An 18,100-nucleotide genomic window follows, 5' to 3' on the forward strand; every position below is an offset into this window, starting at 1 on the left:
GAAACCTTGGGGTGAAAGGATTCGAACCTCCGATGCACGGTACCAAAAACCGCTGCCTTACCGCTTGGCTACACCCCAGCATAAGGTTATAGTTTATCTAATCTTCAGTTTTTGAAAATAAGAAAATTGCAAAATGGCTAAGAATTTTGCCACAACATCAAGTGGTTATGGCAAAAAATAGGCCTTTTCGTCTTGTGATTTTTGTTCTTAGCTTGCTATGACGCGTAGATAAGCTGTAAAAAGAGAAAGCCATGAAAATCATACAAGCTTCTGTAGAATGTGCTCCTTTTATTAAAGCTGGTGGACTAGGTGATGTTGTTTATGGTTTATCGAAAGCATTATCTATCGACCATGACGTTGAAATCCTCCTCCCCTTCTATCCTTTTCTCTTCCCTGCGTTTTCTTCTAAAGCGCTTAATGAGCAATTTTTCTCTTATAACTTTTTAGGAAGACAAAATGCGACCGCCACCTCCTATGAATATGAAGGGATGACTCTTACTGTGATTACATTGGACTCACAATCGGAGCTTTTTTCCACGTCGACGATCTACACCGAAGATGACACGCTACGTTTCAGTGCTTTTTCTGCTGCTGCTGCTGCATATATTCAAAAATTAGATAAAGTAGATGTTGTGCATATGCATGACTGGCATGTAGGACTTTTAGCGGGGCTGTTAAAAGAACCTAATCTTCCTAGCTATCCAAAAAGAATTTTCACAATTCACAACTTTAGTTATCGAGGCTATTGCAGTACACAATTGCTTGGAGCCTCTGAAATCAGTGATTTCGGATTAAGCAATTACCAATTATTTAGAGATCCGAACACGAGCGTCCTCCTCAAAGGAGCCTTATATTGTTCTGATTACATTACTACCGTATCTCCTTCATATGCTCAGGATATACTCAATGATTATTCGGATTACGAAATACACGATGCCATCATGTCTAGACGTCATGTTTTTTGTGGTATTTTGAATGGTATAGATGAAAATATTTGGAATCCAGAAACAGATCCTGCTTTAGCGGAGCATTATGGTAACAATTTGCTTGAGTCTCCTGATGTCCTATTTACAAAGAAAGAAGAAAACAAAATCTCCTTGTATGAGAAATTAGGGCTATCTCATGAATACTCTCCTTTAATGTGTGTAATCTCACGGATTGTTGAGCAAAAAGGTCCTGAATTTATGAAAGCTGCTATTCTTCATGCTATGGAAAATAGCTATGCTCTAGTCATTGCAGGCACATGCTACGATCAAGAAATTCAAAGACAATTTACCAATTTACAAGAATCTTTAACGGCTTCGCCGAATATTCGGATTATTTTGGATTATAATGATTCCCTAGTACGCTTAATTTATGGTGCTGCGGATATGATCTGCATTCCTTCACATTTTGAACCTTGTGGACTTACACAACTTATTGGAATGCGCTATGGAACCGTGCCTCTAGTTAGATCTACTGGGGGTCTTGCTGATACCGTTACTATGGGGGTCAATGGTTTTACTTTTTCCCATACGGATAACTTCAATGACTTCTTTCATATGTTATCCCAAGCAGTTTCTACCTATAGGCATGAGCCTGACGTATGGTTTCAACTTGTTGAAGAGGGCATGTTACGACCATCAGGACTCACCACCATGGCTACCCATTACTTAGAGGTCTATAATTCCTTATTCTGATCGTTTCCCTTAGACTTCGCCCTTTGTAGCACGTGATTCTTATTCACCCAAAAATACTCAGCTCCTGAACATACGGAATAGATAGCCACTATAGACCCAACTACCGAAGCAAAAAGCTCTAGCTCTCTCTCAGAAATCATTCCCAGTGAATGAGGGATCATAGCGAGCAAAATCAACAAAAAGCTGATACCTTGTAAAATAGCCTTTAATTTTCCACTCGCTCTAGCAGCTAGTACAACCCCTCGGAAAGCGCATACAGTACGTAATGTACTAATAACAGAATCTCTAGCGAGAAAAATGAACACAAGAATTAAGGGGAAATTTACCGGAGGTTGAGTGAATGTGAGATATAGAGAAATTCGATAAATACTATCGGCCATAGGATCAAGAAGTTTCCCTAAATCAGTCACCTGAGAAAACTTCCTAGCTACATAGCCATCGATAGCATCCGTAAGCTCTGAGAGGCCCAAAAGAGCCAGTAAAACATAGGGAAGAACCACGGGGGTGATCCCCAGCCACTTTCCTTTGAGATAGAGCAGCATGAAAATTGGCGTTATAAATAGCCGGGAAAAAGTTAGATAATTAGGTAGTCCCACCCCATACCTCTATCAAAAAATTGCTTAAACGAGAACCTCAGCACTATAATGAATGCCTAAGAGACAAATTAAATAGATAAGAATTAGAGCGCAAGTATCGAGTGTTATAATGTTAAAAAACTATTTTTTGAAGATAGTATTTTCTGCTACAGGACAGCCTCTAGTTCTTTTCTTAGTATTGTTTGTTTTTATTTGTAGTGATATCTTTGCCCTTATTCTTAAGAAAAATCCTCATTTCTAACACTATCTATCGTGTACATCACGGATTTTTCTACGTTTTTTTTTGATTGGAGTTTTACTATGTCACAACCTCTTACTTTACAAGCAATGATTGCTAAAATTTTACAATTCTGGAGTGAACAGGGGTGTGTGATTCATCAGGGGTATGATCTAGAGGTAGGTGCAGGAACATTTAACCCTGCAACATTTTTGCGTGCTCTAGGTCCAGAGCCTTATCAAACTGCCTATGTAGAGCCTTCTAGACGCCCTCAAGACGGTCGTTACGGCACGCATCCCAACCGCCTGCAAAACTACCACCAACTTCAGGTACTTCTTAAACCCGTCCCCACAAATTTTCTCTCTTTATATAAAGATTCACTACAAATTATAGGTTTGGATCTTCGTGAGCATGATATTCGTTTTGTCCATGATGACTGGGAAAATCCTACGATCGGTGCTTGGGGTTTAGGTTGGGAAGTATGGCTAAATGGCATGGAAATTACCCAGTTGACCTATTTCCAAGCTATAGGAAGCAAGCCTCTCGATACAATCAGTGGAGAGATTACTTATGGCATTGAACGCATTGCTATGTACCTACAAAAGAAAAACTCCATTTTCGATGTTCTCTGGAGTGATGAGCTCACCTATGGAGACGTGACTCGAGCTTCTGAAAAAGCTTGGAGTGAATATAATTTCGATGCTGCCAATACCCAGACGTGGTTAAAACACTTTGAAGACTTTGCTCAAGAGGCTTTAGCTGCCCTAGATCAAGGGTTACCCGTTCCTGCTTACGACTTTGTTATTAAGGCATCTCACGCCTTTAATATTCTTGATGCTCGAGGCGTGATTTCTGTTACGGAGCGTACCCGCTACATTACTAGAATTCGTCAATTAGCCCGTGCTGTTGCAGATGGTTATGTAGATTGGCGCGCCTCTTTAAATTACCCATTACTTCGCAATAGGAAGGCTGATAAGCATGTAGATACACAAGCTCTTCCATGTCCTAAAATGGAAACTGCGGAAAATTTCCTATTAGAGATTGGTGCTGAGGAACTGCCTGCAACTTTCGTCCCCATCGGGATTCAGCAGTTAGAATCTTTGGCGAAGAAGCTTTTATCTGACTACAATATTGGTTATGACAGTTTAGAAGTCTTAGGATCTCCAAGAAGACTGGCTTTATTAATTTACAACTTAGAGCCGACAGCCATACAAAAAGCTGTTGAGAAGAAGGGCCCCATCCTATCCTCTTTATTTAGTGATTCCGGAGATGTAACTACGCAGGGTGAGCAATTCTTTGCTACTCATCATGTGGATATCCGTCATTATAGTGAGCTTTCACAACACTCTTTGTTCGATATTCGTGAAATCAATGGTGTACAATATCTCTTCCTTCTCCATCCTGAAGTGCGTAAAGACACCGCTGTGATTCTATCCAATGAATTGCCTAAATTAATTCAGTCTATGAAATTCCCTAAGAAAATGACCTATGATGATAGTGGTGTAGAATATGCTCGCCCTATTCGTTGGTTAGTTTCTCTATATGGGACCTCTGTGCTTCCTTTTTCCTTTGGCAAAGTCTCTGCTTCGAATATTTCCTGGGGACATCGCCAGTTGGATCCTAGAGAAGTACGCATTCCTTCTTGTGAACGTTATATAGATACACTACGTGATGCATGTGTGATTGTGTCTCATAAAGAACGAAGAGAAATTATTGAACAAGGGTTAAAGTTACACAGCTCGGATAGTGTTTCGCCGATAACTAATCCTCGTTTACTTGAGGAAACTGTTTTCCTTACAGAGCATCCTTTTGTTACTTGCGGACAATTCGATCCTGAGTTTTGTTCACTACCTAAAGAGCTTCTCATTGCTGAAATGGTAAATCACCAAAAATACTTCCCTACCCAAAATACAGTTCAACAAATTACCAATCAGTTTATTTTAGTTTGTGACAACTGTCCCAATGACATTATTATTCAAGGGAATGAAAAAGCCTTAACTCCTCGTCTCACCGATGGAGCATTCCTCTTTGCACAAGATCTAAAAACTCCGTTAACAACTTTTGTGGATAAACTAAAATCCGTAACCTATTTTGAAGCTCTTGGCTCACTTTATGACAAAGTACAAAGGTTAAAAGCTCATAAAAACATAGTTTACCCACTCATGCCTTTATCTTCTGAAGAAGACATAAACACAGCAATAGAGTTCTGTAAAGCTGACTTAGTTTCTGCTGTGGTTAATGAATTTGCAGAACTTCAAGGTATCATGGGAGAATATTACCTGAAACATGCGGGATTATCTCATGCATCTGCGGTAGCTATAGGAGAACATTTACGTCATATTACTTATGGTCAGACGATCTCCACGACAGGAACTCTATTAAGTCTGCTAGATCGTTTTGATAATTTACTTTCTTGTTTTATATTAAATCTCCGACCGACTTCATCTCATGATCCTTATGCCTTACGTCGTCAGTCTTTAGAGATTCTTACACTGTTACATGCTTCCGAAGTTTCTCTGGATCTTGAAAATCTACTTTATCATTTAGCGGATAACTTTCCTTCTACCGTTGAAGGGACTTCCTGGGATAAACCTGCGGTTATCAAAGATCTCCTAGCATTTATATGGGGAAGACTAAAAACCTTTTTGGCCTCTCTAGGATTCAGCAAAGATGAAATTGCGACTGTACTTTCTGATACCTCCGAGAAAAACCCTGTAGAAATTATAAAATCTGCGACAGCCATTCAAGAAATGAAAGCGAATCAAGGGGCTACTTTAGAAAAAATTACAACGACGCATAATCGCTTAAAAAAGATTTTAGCTTCTTTGAAACTCCCTACGAATAAACACACGTCCATGGAACTTGGTCTACAGGAAGGTCGTCTAAAAGCTGCTCTCGATCAGTTTGATGCATCGGCAAATATTAAGAATAAAAAAGAGTATTTCCTCTGTCTTGGAGAACTTGCAGACAACATTAATCTGTTCTTAAATGAAGTTCATGTGACTAGTGGCAGCGAAGAATTAAAAAACTTACGCATTCATCTGTTACTAGTAGCTATGGAGAAATTCTCTTCGTATCATTGGGAATCTTTAAAAAGTTAAGAGAAGCTTGTAGCAAAAAAAAAGTGGCCTGATAGATTCCTATCAATGGCCACTTTTCTCAATCCTAAATACATAGGATCTTATACTTCTAATGAAGTGACATCTAGAACAGTTTCTGTTAATCCATCGACAACGATAGTTACTAAGAATACTCCACATGCAGGATCAGGGAATTGTGTATCTGGGAATCTATTCTGAAAATCTTGAACTTTAGATGAATTTTCTTCATCACAGCTGTCAGGTTGTAAAACCGCTATAACTGCTAGACCATCGAATGAACATCCGAAGAAATCACTGAGATCAAGCCCTTCCTCAATCAGCTCTTCTAAAAGTGGATGATGTTGATGACTCATCAAAACAATGACCAAAGGAATACCTTCATCTTGGGCATGTTTTAAGGCTGCACCATAGTCTTGGAAGACGCAATGACAGCAATCCTCTGAAACCAGTGCACTAGTGGGCTCATCTACTGCTTGAATCAGATGAGCAGGCAATAAGAAACATGATAATAAAGCTAATAAAATACGCATAAAACTACTTTCCCTAATTAAAATGCCCACCACAATAGCAGGAGATAGAGAAAAAAGATATCCCGATTTTAAAAATTTGATATCGGGATACTTCTAGGAAAACTATGTTTTATCACTAACGTATAGAAATAATTGGCTTTATAGAATCCTCCACAGGTAGATCTATGAGGGCGATATCCATAATTTTTTCATCTCTATCAGAAATGGATAAGGTAAGTAAGTATGCTCCCTTAAGATCTTTGACTTCTGAGAACAACTCCTTAAAAGCTGCTATTTCTGCAAGCATAGGATCAGGAACAGGAGGATAAATTAATAAATTAATTCCTGTAGGACTCAGAACAGCAAAATTCGCATATTTACTTAGCACTGAATCTTCCATATTTATCGCTATAGAGAACAGCTGTTGGAAAGCAACCGTACATTCATCACTGTATAGAACAATGAGAGTATTCAAGCCCTTCTGTCGTGTCGATTTCAGACAATCCTGATAAGAGTAAAATATAGAAGGGTGTTTCATTGAAATATCTTCGACCTGCTGTTGGTCATTTTCTTCATCTTTCAATGATGTGGTTGTTTCTCCTCCGATGGCAGGCAGGACTAACAACAGCGAGAGTATTGATAACAAGATGTGCATGAGGCACCTCCATTGCTAGTTTCAGTGAAGCAAGAAGGGCTAGGATACCAAAGCTTTAGTTTTAATCATAGTTCATTTTAATTTTAAAATAGTAACAACTATAACGATCTAATAAAATATATAGAAATAAAACTTATAATATTAATTATCAGGCGTTTATAGGTATGCGCCTGATAATCTTAGACCATAACAGCGTAGCGTTATAGGTCTACAAAATTTGACATGGAAGCGGGAACAACTCTGAGTACTTTTTCATAACCCTTAGGACTTATAGTAATAAGAATCACGCAAGGTTCCCGAAGATCCAACTCCCAAAAATGATCCTGGAAATCCCCCATATACAACACCATGGGATCCATTTTAGGATAATAATCAATAGAACTAATTAGACCTCGTTGAAGAACAACAATATTACAGAAATCAGCTAAAGCTTTGGGGAAACAAAAATTCTTATCGACTAGGTGTGACCAAATCTTTGCAGAACTCGGGTTAAAATAAACGAAAATACAACATTTGCCCTTTTTTACAGCATCTCGATAAGCGTCGTGATACGAATACCATATTCTTTCGCCATTAGAAAGCTGTACATATTGCGGAGGGGAAAACTTGTCGAAAACAGCGTTTCCTTGATCCTTTAAAGGTAACTCTTGCCCCCACATAGATAAAGAAGAGGTCAGCAACAAAAGAACAAAACAACAAAAACGCATAAAACCTATCCCTACTTATCAAGATTTATGAAAGCAAAACAGGCTGCGATTTTTGATCCACAGCCCGCTAATGTCTCGAAAAAAGATAAAACAACAGAGATATAAAATCACCATTTGTAAAAATTTTATTACAAAATGTGAACGAAAGCTCTAAATAACCTCGTTTTTGGATATTAAAGTTTCTAGCTCGACTGCCTGCTGATTTTGCCACTCTTGAAGTAAAATAGAAGCACCGTAGCCCAAACCAGCAGCCTTAGCAACTTCACCTACACGACTAACCAAAGAAGTGCGCCGTGCAGCCGCTAACCCCATAGCTTCTGAAACAATGAACCCTCGAGTGTGGTTGGATTCCGTGACCATCCCCCCAAAACATAAAGCCCAGGAGAGAATAGGCAAAAGAAACTTGAAAGTTTTCATAAAAATCAACAAATTAACAAAATTAACAAGGTAGTATTTTATATTAAATTTATTAATTTTTCAATCTTTACAAAGAAATTTATAATTAATTAGGACTGTAAAAAAAACTATAAATAGGAGACTAACATTCCTGTGGCTCTAAAAGAGTAATTATGACTCTATCTTTACGTAGACGAACATAATCCTCTAGAATGGACAGCGTTTCTTCCTGAGCACTTTTCGACTGCCTTGACAAGGGGTGGCGTTGCTCCTTCCATTGGCGATCCGCAAGCTTTTGTAAAGATTGTACAAACACTGTTTCGAGACAATCAGTATTCATACGGCGTTTTATGAGTAATTCTATAATTACCTTATCTTCTAACAAGGAGAGGGCTTCGTCAAAAGGAAGATTACGTTGATGTTTTTCGTAATATTCGATGAGATGAGAAAATAGTTTTCTACATTCAGGATGTTTGAAATCCATAGCCGTAAAATAATTTTTCGCTGTGTGCGGGATGCTCGTGTGGTGGGTTTTACAAAATAACATACAGCGCAAAACATCTGTTTCAATAATCACATCGGAATGAATTTTCGGTAATCTCTCTTTATTAACTACAGAAGATTTAGCGGGTGCAATTCCTGATTCTAGCTTCGCAAGAGAAAATACCATACTTTCTGGAATCATCATTAAAGAAGCTAATTGCTTGAGGTGTTCATAAACAACAATGGGGTTCCCCCATTTTTTAATTTGTGTGATAGTCTCCTCGATGACTAGAGCCTTTTCTCTTGGGGAGAAATTCGGATAAACGCGCATTTTTTGACTGATAAGAAAAGTAAGATAGTCTTCACTTTGATCTAACAATTCTCCAAGAACCCCTGCTCCCTTATGCATCAAAAAAGAATCCGGATCTTCTCCTTGAGGCAGACGGCATACCATAGCAGCAATACCCGCCATCTGACACATGTCGCCAACGCGCACGGCTGCTTTTATACCAGCATCATCACCATCAAAAAGCAAATATGCTTTAAGCACTCCTAATTTACTTAACTCTTTTACGTGATCTTCAGTAAATGAAGTGCCTTGGGCGGCCAAAGTACAATTGAATCCGGAGTCTATCATTTGCAAGCAATCCACTTGCCCTTCAACTAAAATAACGCGTTTTTCTTTTGCGATTCTTCTTCGTGATAGATGTAGTCCGAAAAGAGCTCGGGATTTTTTAAAGATCATTGTTTCAGGAGTATTTACATACTTACTTCCCCGCGTGTTTTCCAAAAATTTTCTTGATGAAAAACCAAGAGTATGGCCGAGAGAATCGTGTATAGGAAAGATGATTCTACGAGAAAATAAAAACCATTTATTCCCTATAAAACCTGCGTCTTCCAGTTGTTTTTCTGAAATACCCTTTTCTCGCATCGCGTGAACAAATAAAGTTTGTTCTGGGGCATAGCCTAAATGAAAACGCCCTATTGTATCAGGAGAAAATCCTCGACGATATAGATATTGTAAAGCCTCCCTCCCCTCAGCAAGTTGATATAAACAAAAACGAAAGAGTTTTTCAGCCTCAGCGTTAATCTGGCGCAATTCATCCTTCGCCCCTGTAGCAAACGGTGATTGGGTATCTTTAATCTTAATAACAAGGTCGACATGGAATTTTTTTGATAAAGTGAGAACAGCTTCACTAAATGAATACCCAAGATGATTCATTAAAAAGCTGATAGCATCGCCATGAGCTCCACAGCCAAAACAGTGATAATATGCACCTGTTGGATTAACAATAAACGAGGGGGTTTTTTCAACATGGAAAGGACAACACGCTTTATAGGTACCCCCACTTCTTTTTAAATGGAGGTGTTCCGAAAGCACTTCGATAATATCAATACTGTGTCTAAGATTATCTAAACTTTCTTCCGTGTACATAGGTTATGATCTTCGTTGTTCCTTGGTTATGCCATAATCACCGCTTTAAAAGAAAGGCAGCTCGTCTTATGAATCAGCTATCAACAAAACTCTAAGAGAAACCCATCTTGATCCCGAAGAATAAATATAGTAACCTAGCAGGCTAACGCATAGGAAAATTCGGCAAAATCTCTATGGTCTTTTACAGGAGTTTGCTAATCTAACCAGCAGTTATTAATTTATGGAATAGCAACATTGCTAAGCGTTCTCTTCCACTAGACTAGGTTAATCTCTAGGTAATACTTTTCCCCAAAGAAGAACTATGACATCAAAAAAAACTACACCTATGATGAAGCAATGGCATCAATGTAAGGAGAAAGCAGGAGAGTCGCTCCTTCTCTTTCGTATGGGGGATTTTTATGAGGCTTTCTATGATGATGCGATTGTGCTCTCTCAAAATCTAGATATTACTCTTACGCAAAGACAAGGAATTCCTATGAGTGGGATTCCTGTATCTACAATTAATGGATATATAGATCGTTTGGTAAGCAAAGGCTTTAAAATTGCTGTTGCTGAGCAACTAGATGAGGCGCAGGATAACAAAGGAAAGTCCGAGCCTTTATCGAGAGAGTTACAAAGATTTATTACTCCAGGAACGCTACTCTCATCTTCATTACTTCCTGAAAAAGCCAACAACTACATCGTATCTATCAACCGTGTTGGAGCTCTTTTTGGATTGGCATGCTTAGATTTCTCTACGGGATCCTTTCTACTACAAGAATATGATAACATGAAAGATCTTGTAGACGAAATTTGCCGTTTAGCACCGACTGAAATCTTAAGTTGCGACAAGTTCTATAAAAAACATTCTGATATCATCGAACAAATTCAACAACATTTAAAACTGACTTTATCTACATATGCGGATTGGGCATTTGAACATCAATTTGCCACGCAAAAGTTATCCTTACATTTCAATGTGTCATCTTTAGATGGATTTGGTCTTAAAGGTCTAGTCCCAGCAATCAATTCTGCTGGTGCCTTACTTTCGTATCTCCAAGATAAGCTTCTCTTACCCGTAGAGCATATCTCCATACCTAAAACACAAGGAAATCAAAAACACCTACTTATAGATACTGCATCTCAGGTAAACCTTGAGCTATTGACTCCCATTCACGATCCTCAAGGGAAAAGTTCTTTGCTTCATGTGATGGAACGTACCTGCACTCCTATGGGAGGCAGGTTATTACGTAATACATTAGTTAATCCTTTTTATGATCAACAAGAAATACTACTGCGTCAAGATGCTGTAGAATTTCTTTTAGATCGTTCAGAATTAAGAAAAAACCTTAGATCTTTTCTTTCTCAAGTCCGAGACCTTGAACGTTTAACTACGAAAATTACTACCTCTTTAGCAGGTCCCAAAGATATTGGGATGCTCCGCGACTCATTAAATGCAAGTATGCGTGTATGTGAGCTCCTTTCTCCTTTACCCTTGCCGAAATTTTTCCAAGGGAAATTTACTTTACCTATAGGTTTGACCTCTCTCTTAGAATTACTCTCTAATGCTCTTTTAGGAGAATTGCCTTTAAGAACTTCCGAGGGGAATATTTTTTGTGATAATCATCATCCTGATCTGCAGCGCCTACGCTATACCAAAGAAAATTCAAAGGAATGGTTATGGCAATATCAGGAAACCATTCGCAAGCAAACAGGAGTGAAAAAACTTAAGGTTTGTTATTCCCAGGTGCTTGGCTACTATATAGAAGTAAGTAGTGATTTTGCTCCTTTATTACCCAAAGAATTTATCCGTCGTCAATCACGTCTACACGCAGAACGTTTCACAACAGAAAAACTGCAAGAATTTCAAGATGATATGTTAAATATCTCAGACAAACTGCAGACATTAGAAACGCAACTATTTAAAGATTTATGTGAACAAATTCTTCAACAACGCGAAGCAATTCTGTTCTTATCTCAAGTGATCGCGGATATTGACTATATCCTTTCTCTGTCTGACCTTGCAGCAGAGTACAATTACTGTCGTCCTATCGTAGACACCAGCGACTCTCTATCCATATCCGGAGGGATTCATCCTGTTGCCCAAACTCTATTAGATAAGGGAACGTTTATTCCTAACGATATAAAAATGCACAACACACGAACGCGAATGATTTTAATTACTGGGCCAAATATGGCAGGGAAGTCTACATATATCCGACAAATCGCCCTACTTGTTATCATGGCACAAATGGGTTCGTTTATTCCTGCGAAATCTGCCCATATTGGTATGATTGATAAGATTTTCACACGAATAGGTGCGGGAGACAATCTATCTAAAGGGATGTCAACATTTATGGTAGAAATGGCAGAAACTGCCAATATCCTACATAATGCCACTGATCGCTCTTTAGTTATACTTGATGAAGTTGGTCGTGGGACAAGCACCTACGATGGTTTAGCAATTGCACAATCTGTCGTAGAATATTTGCTATTCACCGAAGGAAAAAAAGCAAAAACACTATTTGCGACTCACTACAAAGAACTTACAGATTTAGAAAATCACTGCCCACATGTAGAAAATTTCCATGCTGGCGTTAAGGAAACTGGTGGCCAACCTGTGTTTCTCTATGAGATTCTTAAGGGACATTCTCAGAAAAGTTTTGGAATACATGTCGCGAAACTTGCTGGCTTTCCTCTTTGTGTGATATCGAGAGCGCAACAGATCTTACGTCAATTAGAAGGCCCAGAAACGACTTCTAAACAACCTCAAGAAAAAGAGCTGCAGCTCACGTTGTTTTGACCATGCGTGTAAAGGATTTTACTCCGAAACTGATTCCAACATCTCCAGGTGTTTATCTAATGAAAGACAGCTCTGGAGAAGTATTGTATATCGGGAAAGCAAAAAACTTACGCAACCGCATAAGCACCTACTTTCGAAAACAAGGGGATTCTAGAGAAAGAATTCCTTTTCTCATGAAAAAAACAACAGACATAGAAACAATTTTGGTTTCTAACGAAACAGAAGCTTTTCTTTTAGAAAACAACCTAATAAAAAAGTATCATCCGAAATACAATGTTCTTTTAAAAGACGATAAAACTTTTTTTTGCCTAGCTATATCTCTAACTCATCTTTGGCCAAAAATAGATGTTATTCGTACTAAAGCTGTGACCTCTTCCAAAAAGCAGATAATTTTTGGTCCGTATGTGAGTGCAGAAGCTTGTCGGACTCTTTTAGAAGTGATCAGTCAATGGTTCCCCTTGCGCACCTGCTCTAACCGAGAATTTGCTTCAAGAAAACGTCCATGTATTCTTTATGAGATGAAACGTTGTTTAGCACCTTGTGTGAACTTATGTTCTCATGAGGAATATGAACAAACATTAGAGAAGGCTATTTTATTTTTAAAAGGCCAAGTTTCGGAAGTTGTCCAAGACTTAGAGAAGTCTATCGAGAAAGCCTCTAAGGAACAAAAATTTGAACAAGCGGGGATGTATTACCGGACATTACAACTTATCCAACAAGCTATGGTAAAGCAGCATGTAGAGAAATTCCATTTTCAAAATATAGATGCTATTGGTCTCTATCGAAAATACCAGAAGACTGTCATCACTATATTGACAATACGTTCTGGGAAGCTACTTGGAGCGCGTCATTTTCCGTTTTCAGAAAATGCTCAAGAAGATGCAGATTTGCTTGCCTCTTTTATATTACAGTACTACACAAGCCAACCTCAAACTCCTAAAGAAATTCTCACTCCTATTCCCCTAAATATTCCTGATCTTCCGTGTTTATTAAATAAAGATACCCCACCACAGCTACGTTCTCCAAAAACAGGTTATGGTAGAGAATTACTCAACTTAGCCAAAAATAATGCTCAGGTGCATGCAGAGACAACGATACAATCCTCGGCACTACCTTATGAGGAGTTGAAGAAAATTCTGAAATCCTCTGACTATCCTTACCGTATAGAGTGTTATGATAACGCGCATCTACAAGGATCTCATGCTGTTGGCGTATACATTGTCTATGAAAACGACGCCTTGTCTCCCAAAGACTATAGAACATTCTCGATTTCTTCCTCTGCTTATAATGACTTAGCTGCTTTCCGTGAGGTGTTATCTCGTCGATTTACCTCACTCACTTCGTCGATTCCCGACATGATTCTTATAGATGGAGGGCGTACACAATACGCACAAGCCAAGAAAACATTAAAAGAACTCAATCTTACGGGGATTCAAGTTGTTTCGATAGCTAAAGAAGCAGGCAGCCACAGCAGCTCATTAAAAAAGGAAAAACTATTTTGTGATACATTTCCCCAAGGAGTTCTACTCCCTCCCACATCAAAGCTATTACAATTTTTCCAGAAACTCCGGGATGAGGCGCATAGATTTGCAATCAGTAGGCATCGAAAAAAACGTCACAAAGACTTCTTATTGCCCAAGGAAAAGATTCCTGGAATTGGTGAGATAAAAAGAAAACGTTTATTACAAAAATTTAAAAGCTGGGAACAAGTTATGAAGGCTTCCCAGGGAGAACTTGAAGCTATCCCTGGGCTAACGAAAAAAGACATTCAACATTTGTTGGCTAAGCAAGCTGAAGATACGTATCTAGAAGATGGAAAAGTGGATTACTCTTCAACTTCTTCTTTTATCTCCTCTAAAAAGTCCTCTGCTGAGGGTAGGTCTGCTACACACAACTCTTCTATTTCATCCTCTGACTCTGATTCTGATTCAGAGCGATCCTTAGGTTGAGTTAACCCTTTGATAATTACATGAACTGAAGCAACGTGAAGACCTGTATACTCAGATATTTCAGAAACTATGCATCCTTGTATTTCTTCAGTTTTTTCTGGTATAGAAACACCATAATCAACGTTTACTTCGACACGAACTTTGACTAAATGATTTTTAGAATCTTGTTCTACATAGATTCCTTTCATTCTCTCGATATCTCTACCGAATAAGGTATCAATTAAATTACCCCCTAAAAGAGAAACTCCGTTGATTTTAGCTAAACAATGTAAAATAATTACTTGAATTACGCGAGTTTCTATATCACGGCTAAATACAGTCTCTGGAAACTCAATTTCTTTCACATCTAATTTTAAATTCTGCTTATCCATATTCCTCCTATGTGCCTATTTCGCTAGCGAGAAATGTACTCTATAGAAATAATAAGCGCTAGTGATTAGTCTAATGGTCAACCGGTTAATATGCTACCCTCAATGCTACCTATTTCTTTTTTTCTGATTTACATTCTGTTAGGGTTTGTATCTGCTTACCTGGCCGTGAAAAAAAATCGTAACCCGATCGGCTGGTTTCTTGCAGGAATGTGTTTTGGGTTCTTCGGGATCATTATTCTCCTCATCCTTCCTGATCTCCCTCCAAAGAATGATAACTCTACCCTCTCTTCTGATGAAAACGAACCCTCTAATAACATTTTACATTCTATTCTAGAAGATTCTTCTGTAATTTCCTCTCCCCCTCCTGTCACGCAAGTTCCTAGGGATACAGAAAAATGGTTTTATCTAAATACAAAAAAAGAAAATGTAGGTCCTTTGTTCTTAGAGGACTTGCTTGTATTCCTGAGAGACAAAAATAAACACGCTAAAGAAAATACAAATCCCGAGGACATCTGGGTATGGAAAAAGGGAATGGAAAACTGGGAAAGAGTAAGGAACATTCCAGAATTAAATGAGGCGTTAAAAATTCTTAAATAAAAAACAAAAAATCTTTAACACCCCTGCTATCGTCGTGGGTGTGGTATCGAGATTCTCTACCAACTTGCTTTGATAACTCCAGGGATTTCACCCATAGAAGCCATTTGTCTAAAACAAATTCTAGAAATAGCGAACTTTCTCAAATAACCACGAGGACGACCCGTTAACAAGCATCGATTATGTAAACGAATAGGAGCCGTGTCTCTTTTCATTTTATTCAGTGCAACACGTGCATTTTCCTTCTCTTCTTCGCTAGCGGTTAAGCTTTTTGCAATTTTGCGAAGCTCACTTCTTTTTTTGTAGTTTGCCTCTACTAATTTTCGGCGCTTATTTTCTCTCGCTACTGCTGACTTTTTCGCCATGCGTTCTTACCTAAAACTTATTAAATTATTTTTTACGCGCAGGTCCGGTTTGACGTTGCTTACGGTTAGGGTCTATCTTATTAATAACATAAAGACGCCCTTTACGACGAACAAGCTTATCTCCCTTTGAAGGATCTGCTTTAATAGATGAACTCACTTTCATGAAAATTATCCCCTCGTGGTCCCTCTCTAAAATGCCGAGAAAGACGCTCTAAATTATGGAATATCGCTAAAAGGGACTAATTTAACCCCTTCCGTACTTTTTGACAACAGGAGACTTAAGCTGATTACAAGTTCCGTGTGCAAATGCGATAATCTCTTCAGTTCTCTTGAACTTATTCACCCAATTTTATACACTTACGAGGAGTTTTTTCTAGTGTAATCATTCCATGGACTAGAAAACTTAGAAACCAATAGGAAGGTACTGTGAAACGGACTTATCAGCCTAGTAAAAGAAAGCGTCGAAATTCTGTAGGTTTCCGTGCTCGTATGGCTACAAAAAACGGAAGAAATTTACTGAATCGCCGTCGTCGTCATGGCAGACACAATCTAATCGACCTATAAAATATTTTGTTTTGTGCATCGATCAACTTTACCCAAGCGCGCTCGTGTATTAAAGAGACGGCAATTTCTTTATATATCGCGAGCAGGATCTCATTGCCAAGGTAGTCAGGTTATTTTTCATGTTGCTCCATCTAAATATCCTGGATGTTGCAAGTTGGGGATAACTGTATCCAAAAAGTTTGGGAAAGCTAATAAAAGAAATTATTTTAAACGCATTGTGCGCGAGGCCTTTCGTTTAAAGCGCCATTCTCTTCCTTCTTGTCAAATTGTTGTCATGCCCAAAAATAAACACCGGCCTAAATTTGAAGAGTTGCTTCAAGATTTTGCTCAACAAATTCCAGAAGCACTCAACGGTAAATTTTCAAAAAATAAGCCTACGACTGGTGGCGAATATAATCTAAAGAATGAGAAATGTGAGAGCGAACTTCTTTAGGGGCTGTTTCAAAAGCAACTTCAGCGTGTTGTAAAGCACTTTTCCACTGATCAGAGTCTAGGTAAAACTGAGCGATCATCATCTCGATTCTCCAGATATTTTCTTGATCCTGGTGTCCAAACTCTGTTAAATAAGCCTCTAAAGGTGCAATGACTTGACTAGGGTCCTGATTCAGGCCTTCTTGAGATCTTTTAGCCAATTCTTGGAACTCAATTAAAGCGACAGTGAAGTGTGTATGTTTTTCATTTTTAGGGTCTTTATTGAGTAATTTACGCTTTACTTTTTGACATTCTTCAGAATCCATTTTACCGCTTTCAACAAGAAGACGATATTTTTCTGATAAGAAGAAGTAGTCATCATTGCGCACCCCTAATTCTAGAGCTTTTGCTATGAAATCCTTGCACGAAAGCTCTTCAGAAAGTCGGTAATACTTCTGCAGTTCTTCCATAGACAATGTATGCATAACTGGATAAACACTGTTGAGTAAGCAGTCACTTTCAATAATATGACATAAGCTGTCGCCTAGATTTTCTCCAGTTTCATTACCGAAAGACTCGATTTTATAAATTTCTCTTCCATCATGAGAAAGTAAAAGAAGAGAAGGAAACTCATCAATTTTGAACTTCGTTTTTAGATATGTATTTTGTGTATGCAAGTCTTCACTTTGAGAAGAATGCCGAGGAAAATCTACTTCCAAACATATAAAATTCCCGTTGATCTTTTGAGCAAATTCCGTAGAAGCAAGAACCTCTTTACGAATCTTCATGCATAAGGCATTCCAATCGGAACCGGAAAAAAAGATTAACATGGGCAATTCAGAATCGCGGCTTTTTTTCACAGCCTCGTTATAATCTACATGCCACAAAATCTCAGAAGAACTCTCTTGAACAACGCCATGCAAACTTATAGAACTTGCACCTAATAGAAACGTTGTTAATACCTTCAGTTGCTTCAAAGAATATTTCTTCACAATCTGTAACAGGATCATGGGCTTCCTCTCCTTCTCCTAGTGAATAGGACGCAACTCGTTCTATTTAGGCGTCACAGAATGCTCTCAGGGCATTCTATCAACCATTCTTGTTGTATAGTCTTTTTTTTATTAAAACGAAATAAAAAACACCACTTAAAAGTTTTAATCTCTTTCTACAATCAAACACATATTCTATGGGATTAAATAATCATGTATTTCTTAGGAATATTTATGCGTAAAACCCTTAGAATAACTCTTTTTCTAAATAATCCTAATGTACTCGTTCTCTTTCTG

The 18,100-nt window shown here is 38.3% G+C and carries 16 protein-coding genes, 1 tRNA gene and 1 pseudogene; 7 read left to right on the forward strand and 11 right to left on the reverse strand.

Going from position 1 to position 18,100, the window contains the following annotated elements:
• Positions 1-6: 6 nt before the first annotated feature.
• Positions 7-78, reverse strand: a tRNA-Gln gene (locus tag G5O_RS09240).
• A gap of 173 nt (positions 79-251) precedes the next feature.
• Between G5O_RS09240 and glgA the strand changes: the two genes are divergently transcribed.
• A complete protein-coding gene (gene glgA / locus G5O_RS09245; RefSeq protein WP_006343482.1) occupies positions 252-1,679 on the forward strand; it encodes a glycogen synthase GlgA in 1,428 nt (475 codons plus the stop codon).
• Here the strand turns inward: glgA and pgsA are convergent.
• On the reverse strand, positions 1,661-2,275 hold the full coding sequence (pgsA, locus tag G5O_RS09250) for a CDP-diacylglycerol--glycerol-3-phosphate 3-phosphatidyltransferase (RefSeq protein WP_013462729.1): 615 nt from the start codon (positions 2,273-2,275) through the stop codon (positions 1,661-1,663). The genes glgA and pgsA overlap by 19 nt on opposite strands.
• A 300-nt stretch (positions 2,276-2,575) precedes the next feature.
• On the opposite strand from pgsA, the gene G5O_RS09260 reads away from it, so the two are divergent.
• Entirely contained in the window at positions 2,576-5,593 is a 3,018-nt protein-coding gene (locus G5O_RS09260; protein ID WP_006343485.1) for a glycine--tRNA ligase, read from the forward strand.
• 80 nt (positions 5,594-5,673) lie between these two features.
• Here the strand turns inward: G5O_RS09260 and G5O_RS09265 are convergent, their stop codons facing one another.
• From G5O_RS09265 to dnaG, 5 genes are all read right to left on the reverse strand, one after another.
• Complete coding sequence (locus tag G5O_RS09265) at positions 5,674-6,123, reverse strand: CT795 family Sec-dependent secreted effector (RefSeq protein WP_006343486.1); 450 nt, start codon at positions 6,121-6,123, stop codon at positions 5,674-5,676.
• Between the two features lie 115 nt (positions 6,124-6,238).
• The gene (locus G5O_RS09270; protein ID WP_006343487.1) at positions 6,239-6,757 is read right to left on the reverse strand and encodes a CT795 family Sec-dependent secreted effector; all 519 of its coding nucleotides are present in this window, start codon (positions 6,755-6,757) and stop codon (positions 6,239-6,241) included.
• A 200-nt stretch (positions 6,758-6,957) separates the two neighbouring features.
• Positions 6,958-7,464 carry a CT795 family Sec-dependent secreted effector gene (locus tag G5O_RS09275; RefSeq protein WP_006343488.1) on the reverse strand — a complete coding sequence of 169 codons (507 nt, stop codon included), beginning with the start codon at positions 7,462-7,464 and terminating at the stop codon, positions 6,958-6,960.
• 150 nt (positions 7,465-7,614) lie between these two features.
• Positions 7,615-7,881 carry a hypothetical protein gene (locus G5O_RS09280; protein ID WP_006343489.1) on the reverse strand — a complete coding sequence of 89 codons (267 nt, stop codon included), beginning with the start codon at positions 7,879-7,881 and terminating at the stop codon, positions 7,615-7,617.
• 121 nt (positions 7,882-8,002) lie between these two features.
• Positions 8,003-9,778, reverse strand: a complete 1,776-nt coding sequence (dnaG, locus tag G5O_RS09285; protein WP_013462731.1) for a DNA primase — start codon at positions 9,776-9,778, stop codon at positions 8,003-8,005.
• 301 nt (positions 9,779-10,079) lie between these two features.
• Between dnaG and mutS the strand changes: the two genes are divergently transcribed.
• Together mutS and uvrC are read left to right on the forward strand one after the other, a co-directional pair.
• Complete coding sequence (mutS, locus tag G5O_RS09290) at positions 10,080-12,560, forward strand: DNA mismatch repair protein MutS (RefSeq protein WP_006343491.1); 2,481 nt, start codon at positions 10,080-10,082, stop codon at positions 12,558-12,560.
• Positions 12,561-12,562: 2 nt separating this feature from the next.
• Positions 12,563-14,275: pseudogene (gene uvrC, locus G5O_RS09295) on the forward strand (excinuclease ABC subunit UvrC); the annotation flags it as partial.
• Positions 14,276-14,385: 110 nt separating this feature from the next.
• Here uvrC and G5O_RS10380 read toward each other — a convergent pair.
• On the reverse strand, positions 14,386-14,880 hold the full coding sequence (locus G5O_RS10380) for an Asp23/Gls24 family envelope stress response protein (protein WP_014518428.1): 495 nt from the start codon (positions 14,878-14,880) through the stop codon (positions 14,386-14,388).
• A gap of 90 nt (positions 14,881-14,970) precedes the next feature.
• On the opposite strand from G5O_RS10380, the gene G5O_RS09300 reads away from it, so the two are divergent.
• The gene (locus tag G5O_RS09300) at positions 14,971-15,477 is read left to right on the forward strand and encodes a DUF4339 domain-containing protein (RefSeq protein ID WP_006343493.1); all 507 of its coding nucleotides are present in this window, start codon (positions 14,971-14,973) and stop codon (positions 15,475-15,477) included.
• A gap of 56 nt (positions 15,478-15,533) precedes the next feature.
• Here the strand turns inward: G5O_RS09300 and rpsN are convergent, their stop codons facing one another.
• Entirely contained in the window at positions 15,534-15,839 is a 306-nt protein-coding gene (rpsN, locus tag G5O_RS09305; RefSeq protein WP_006343494.1) for a 30S ribosomal protein S14, read from the reverse strand.
• 25 nt (positions 15,840-15,864) lie between these two features.
• Positions 15,865-16,002 (reverse strand): 50S ribosomal protein L36, encoded by a 138-nt coding sequence (gene rpmJ / locus G5O_RS09310; protein ID WP_006343495.1) that lies wholly within the window; start codon positions 16,000-16,002, stop codon positions 15,865-15,867.
• Between the two features lie 263 nt (positions 16,003-16,265).
• On the opposite strand from rpmJ, the gene rpmH reads away from it, so the two are divergent.
• Together rpmH and rnpA are read left to right on the forward strand one after the other, a co-directional pair.
• Positions 16,266-16,403: a 50S ribosomal protein L34 gene (rpmH, locus tag G5O_RS10385; RefSeq protein ID WP_006344410.1), complete on the forward strand. Its 138-nt coding sequence runs from the start codon at positions 16,266-16,268 to the stop codon at positions 16,401-16,403.
• Positions 16,404-16,416: 13 nt separating this feature from the next.
• The gene (gene rnpA / locus G5O_RS09315; RefSeq protein ID WP_013462734.1) at positions 16,417-16,836 is read left to right on the forward strand and encodes a ribonuclease P protein component; all 420 of its coding nucleotides are present in this window, start codon (positions 16,417-16,419) and stop codon (positions 16,834-16,836) included.
• Here the strand turns inward: rnpA and G5O_RS09320 are convergent.
• Positions 16,778-17,824, reverse strand: a complete 1,047-nt coding sequence (locus G5O_RS09320) for a thioredoxin family protein (RefSeq protein WP_006343496.1) — start codon at positions 17,822-17,824, stop codon at positions 16,778-16,780. The genes rnpA and G5O_RS09320 overlap by 59 nt on opposite strands.
• Positions 17,825-18,100: the final 276 nt, after the last annotated feature.

This window comes from Chlamydia psittaci 6BC (assembly GCF_000204255.1).
GTDB classification, from domain to species: domain Bacteria; phylum Chlamydiota; class Chlamydiia; order Chlamydiales; family Chlamydiaceae; genus Chlamydia; species Chlamydia psittaci.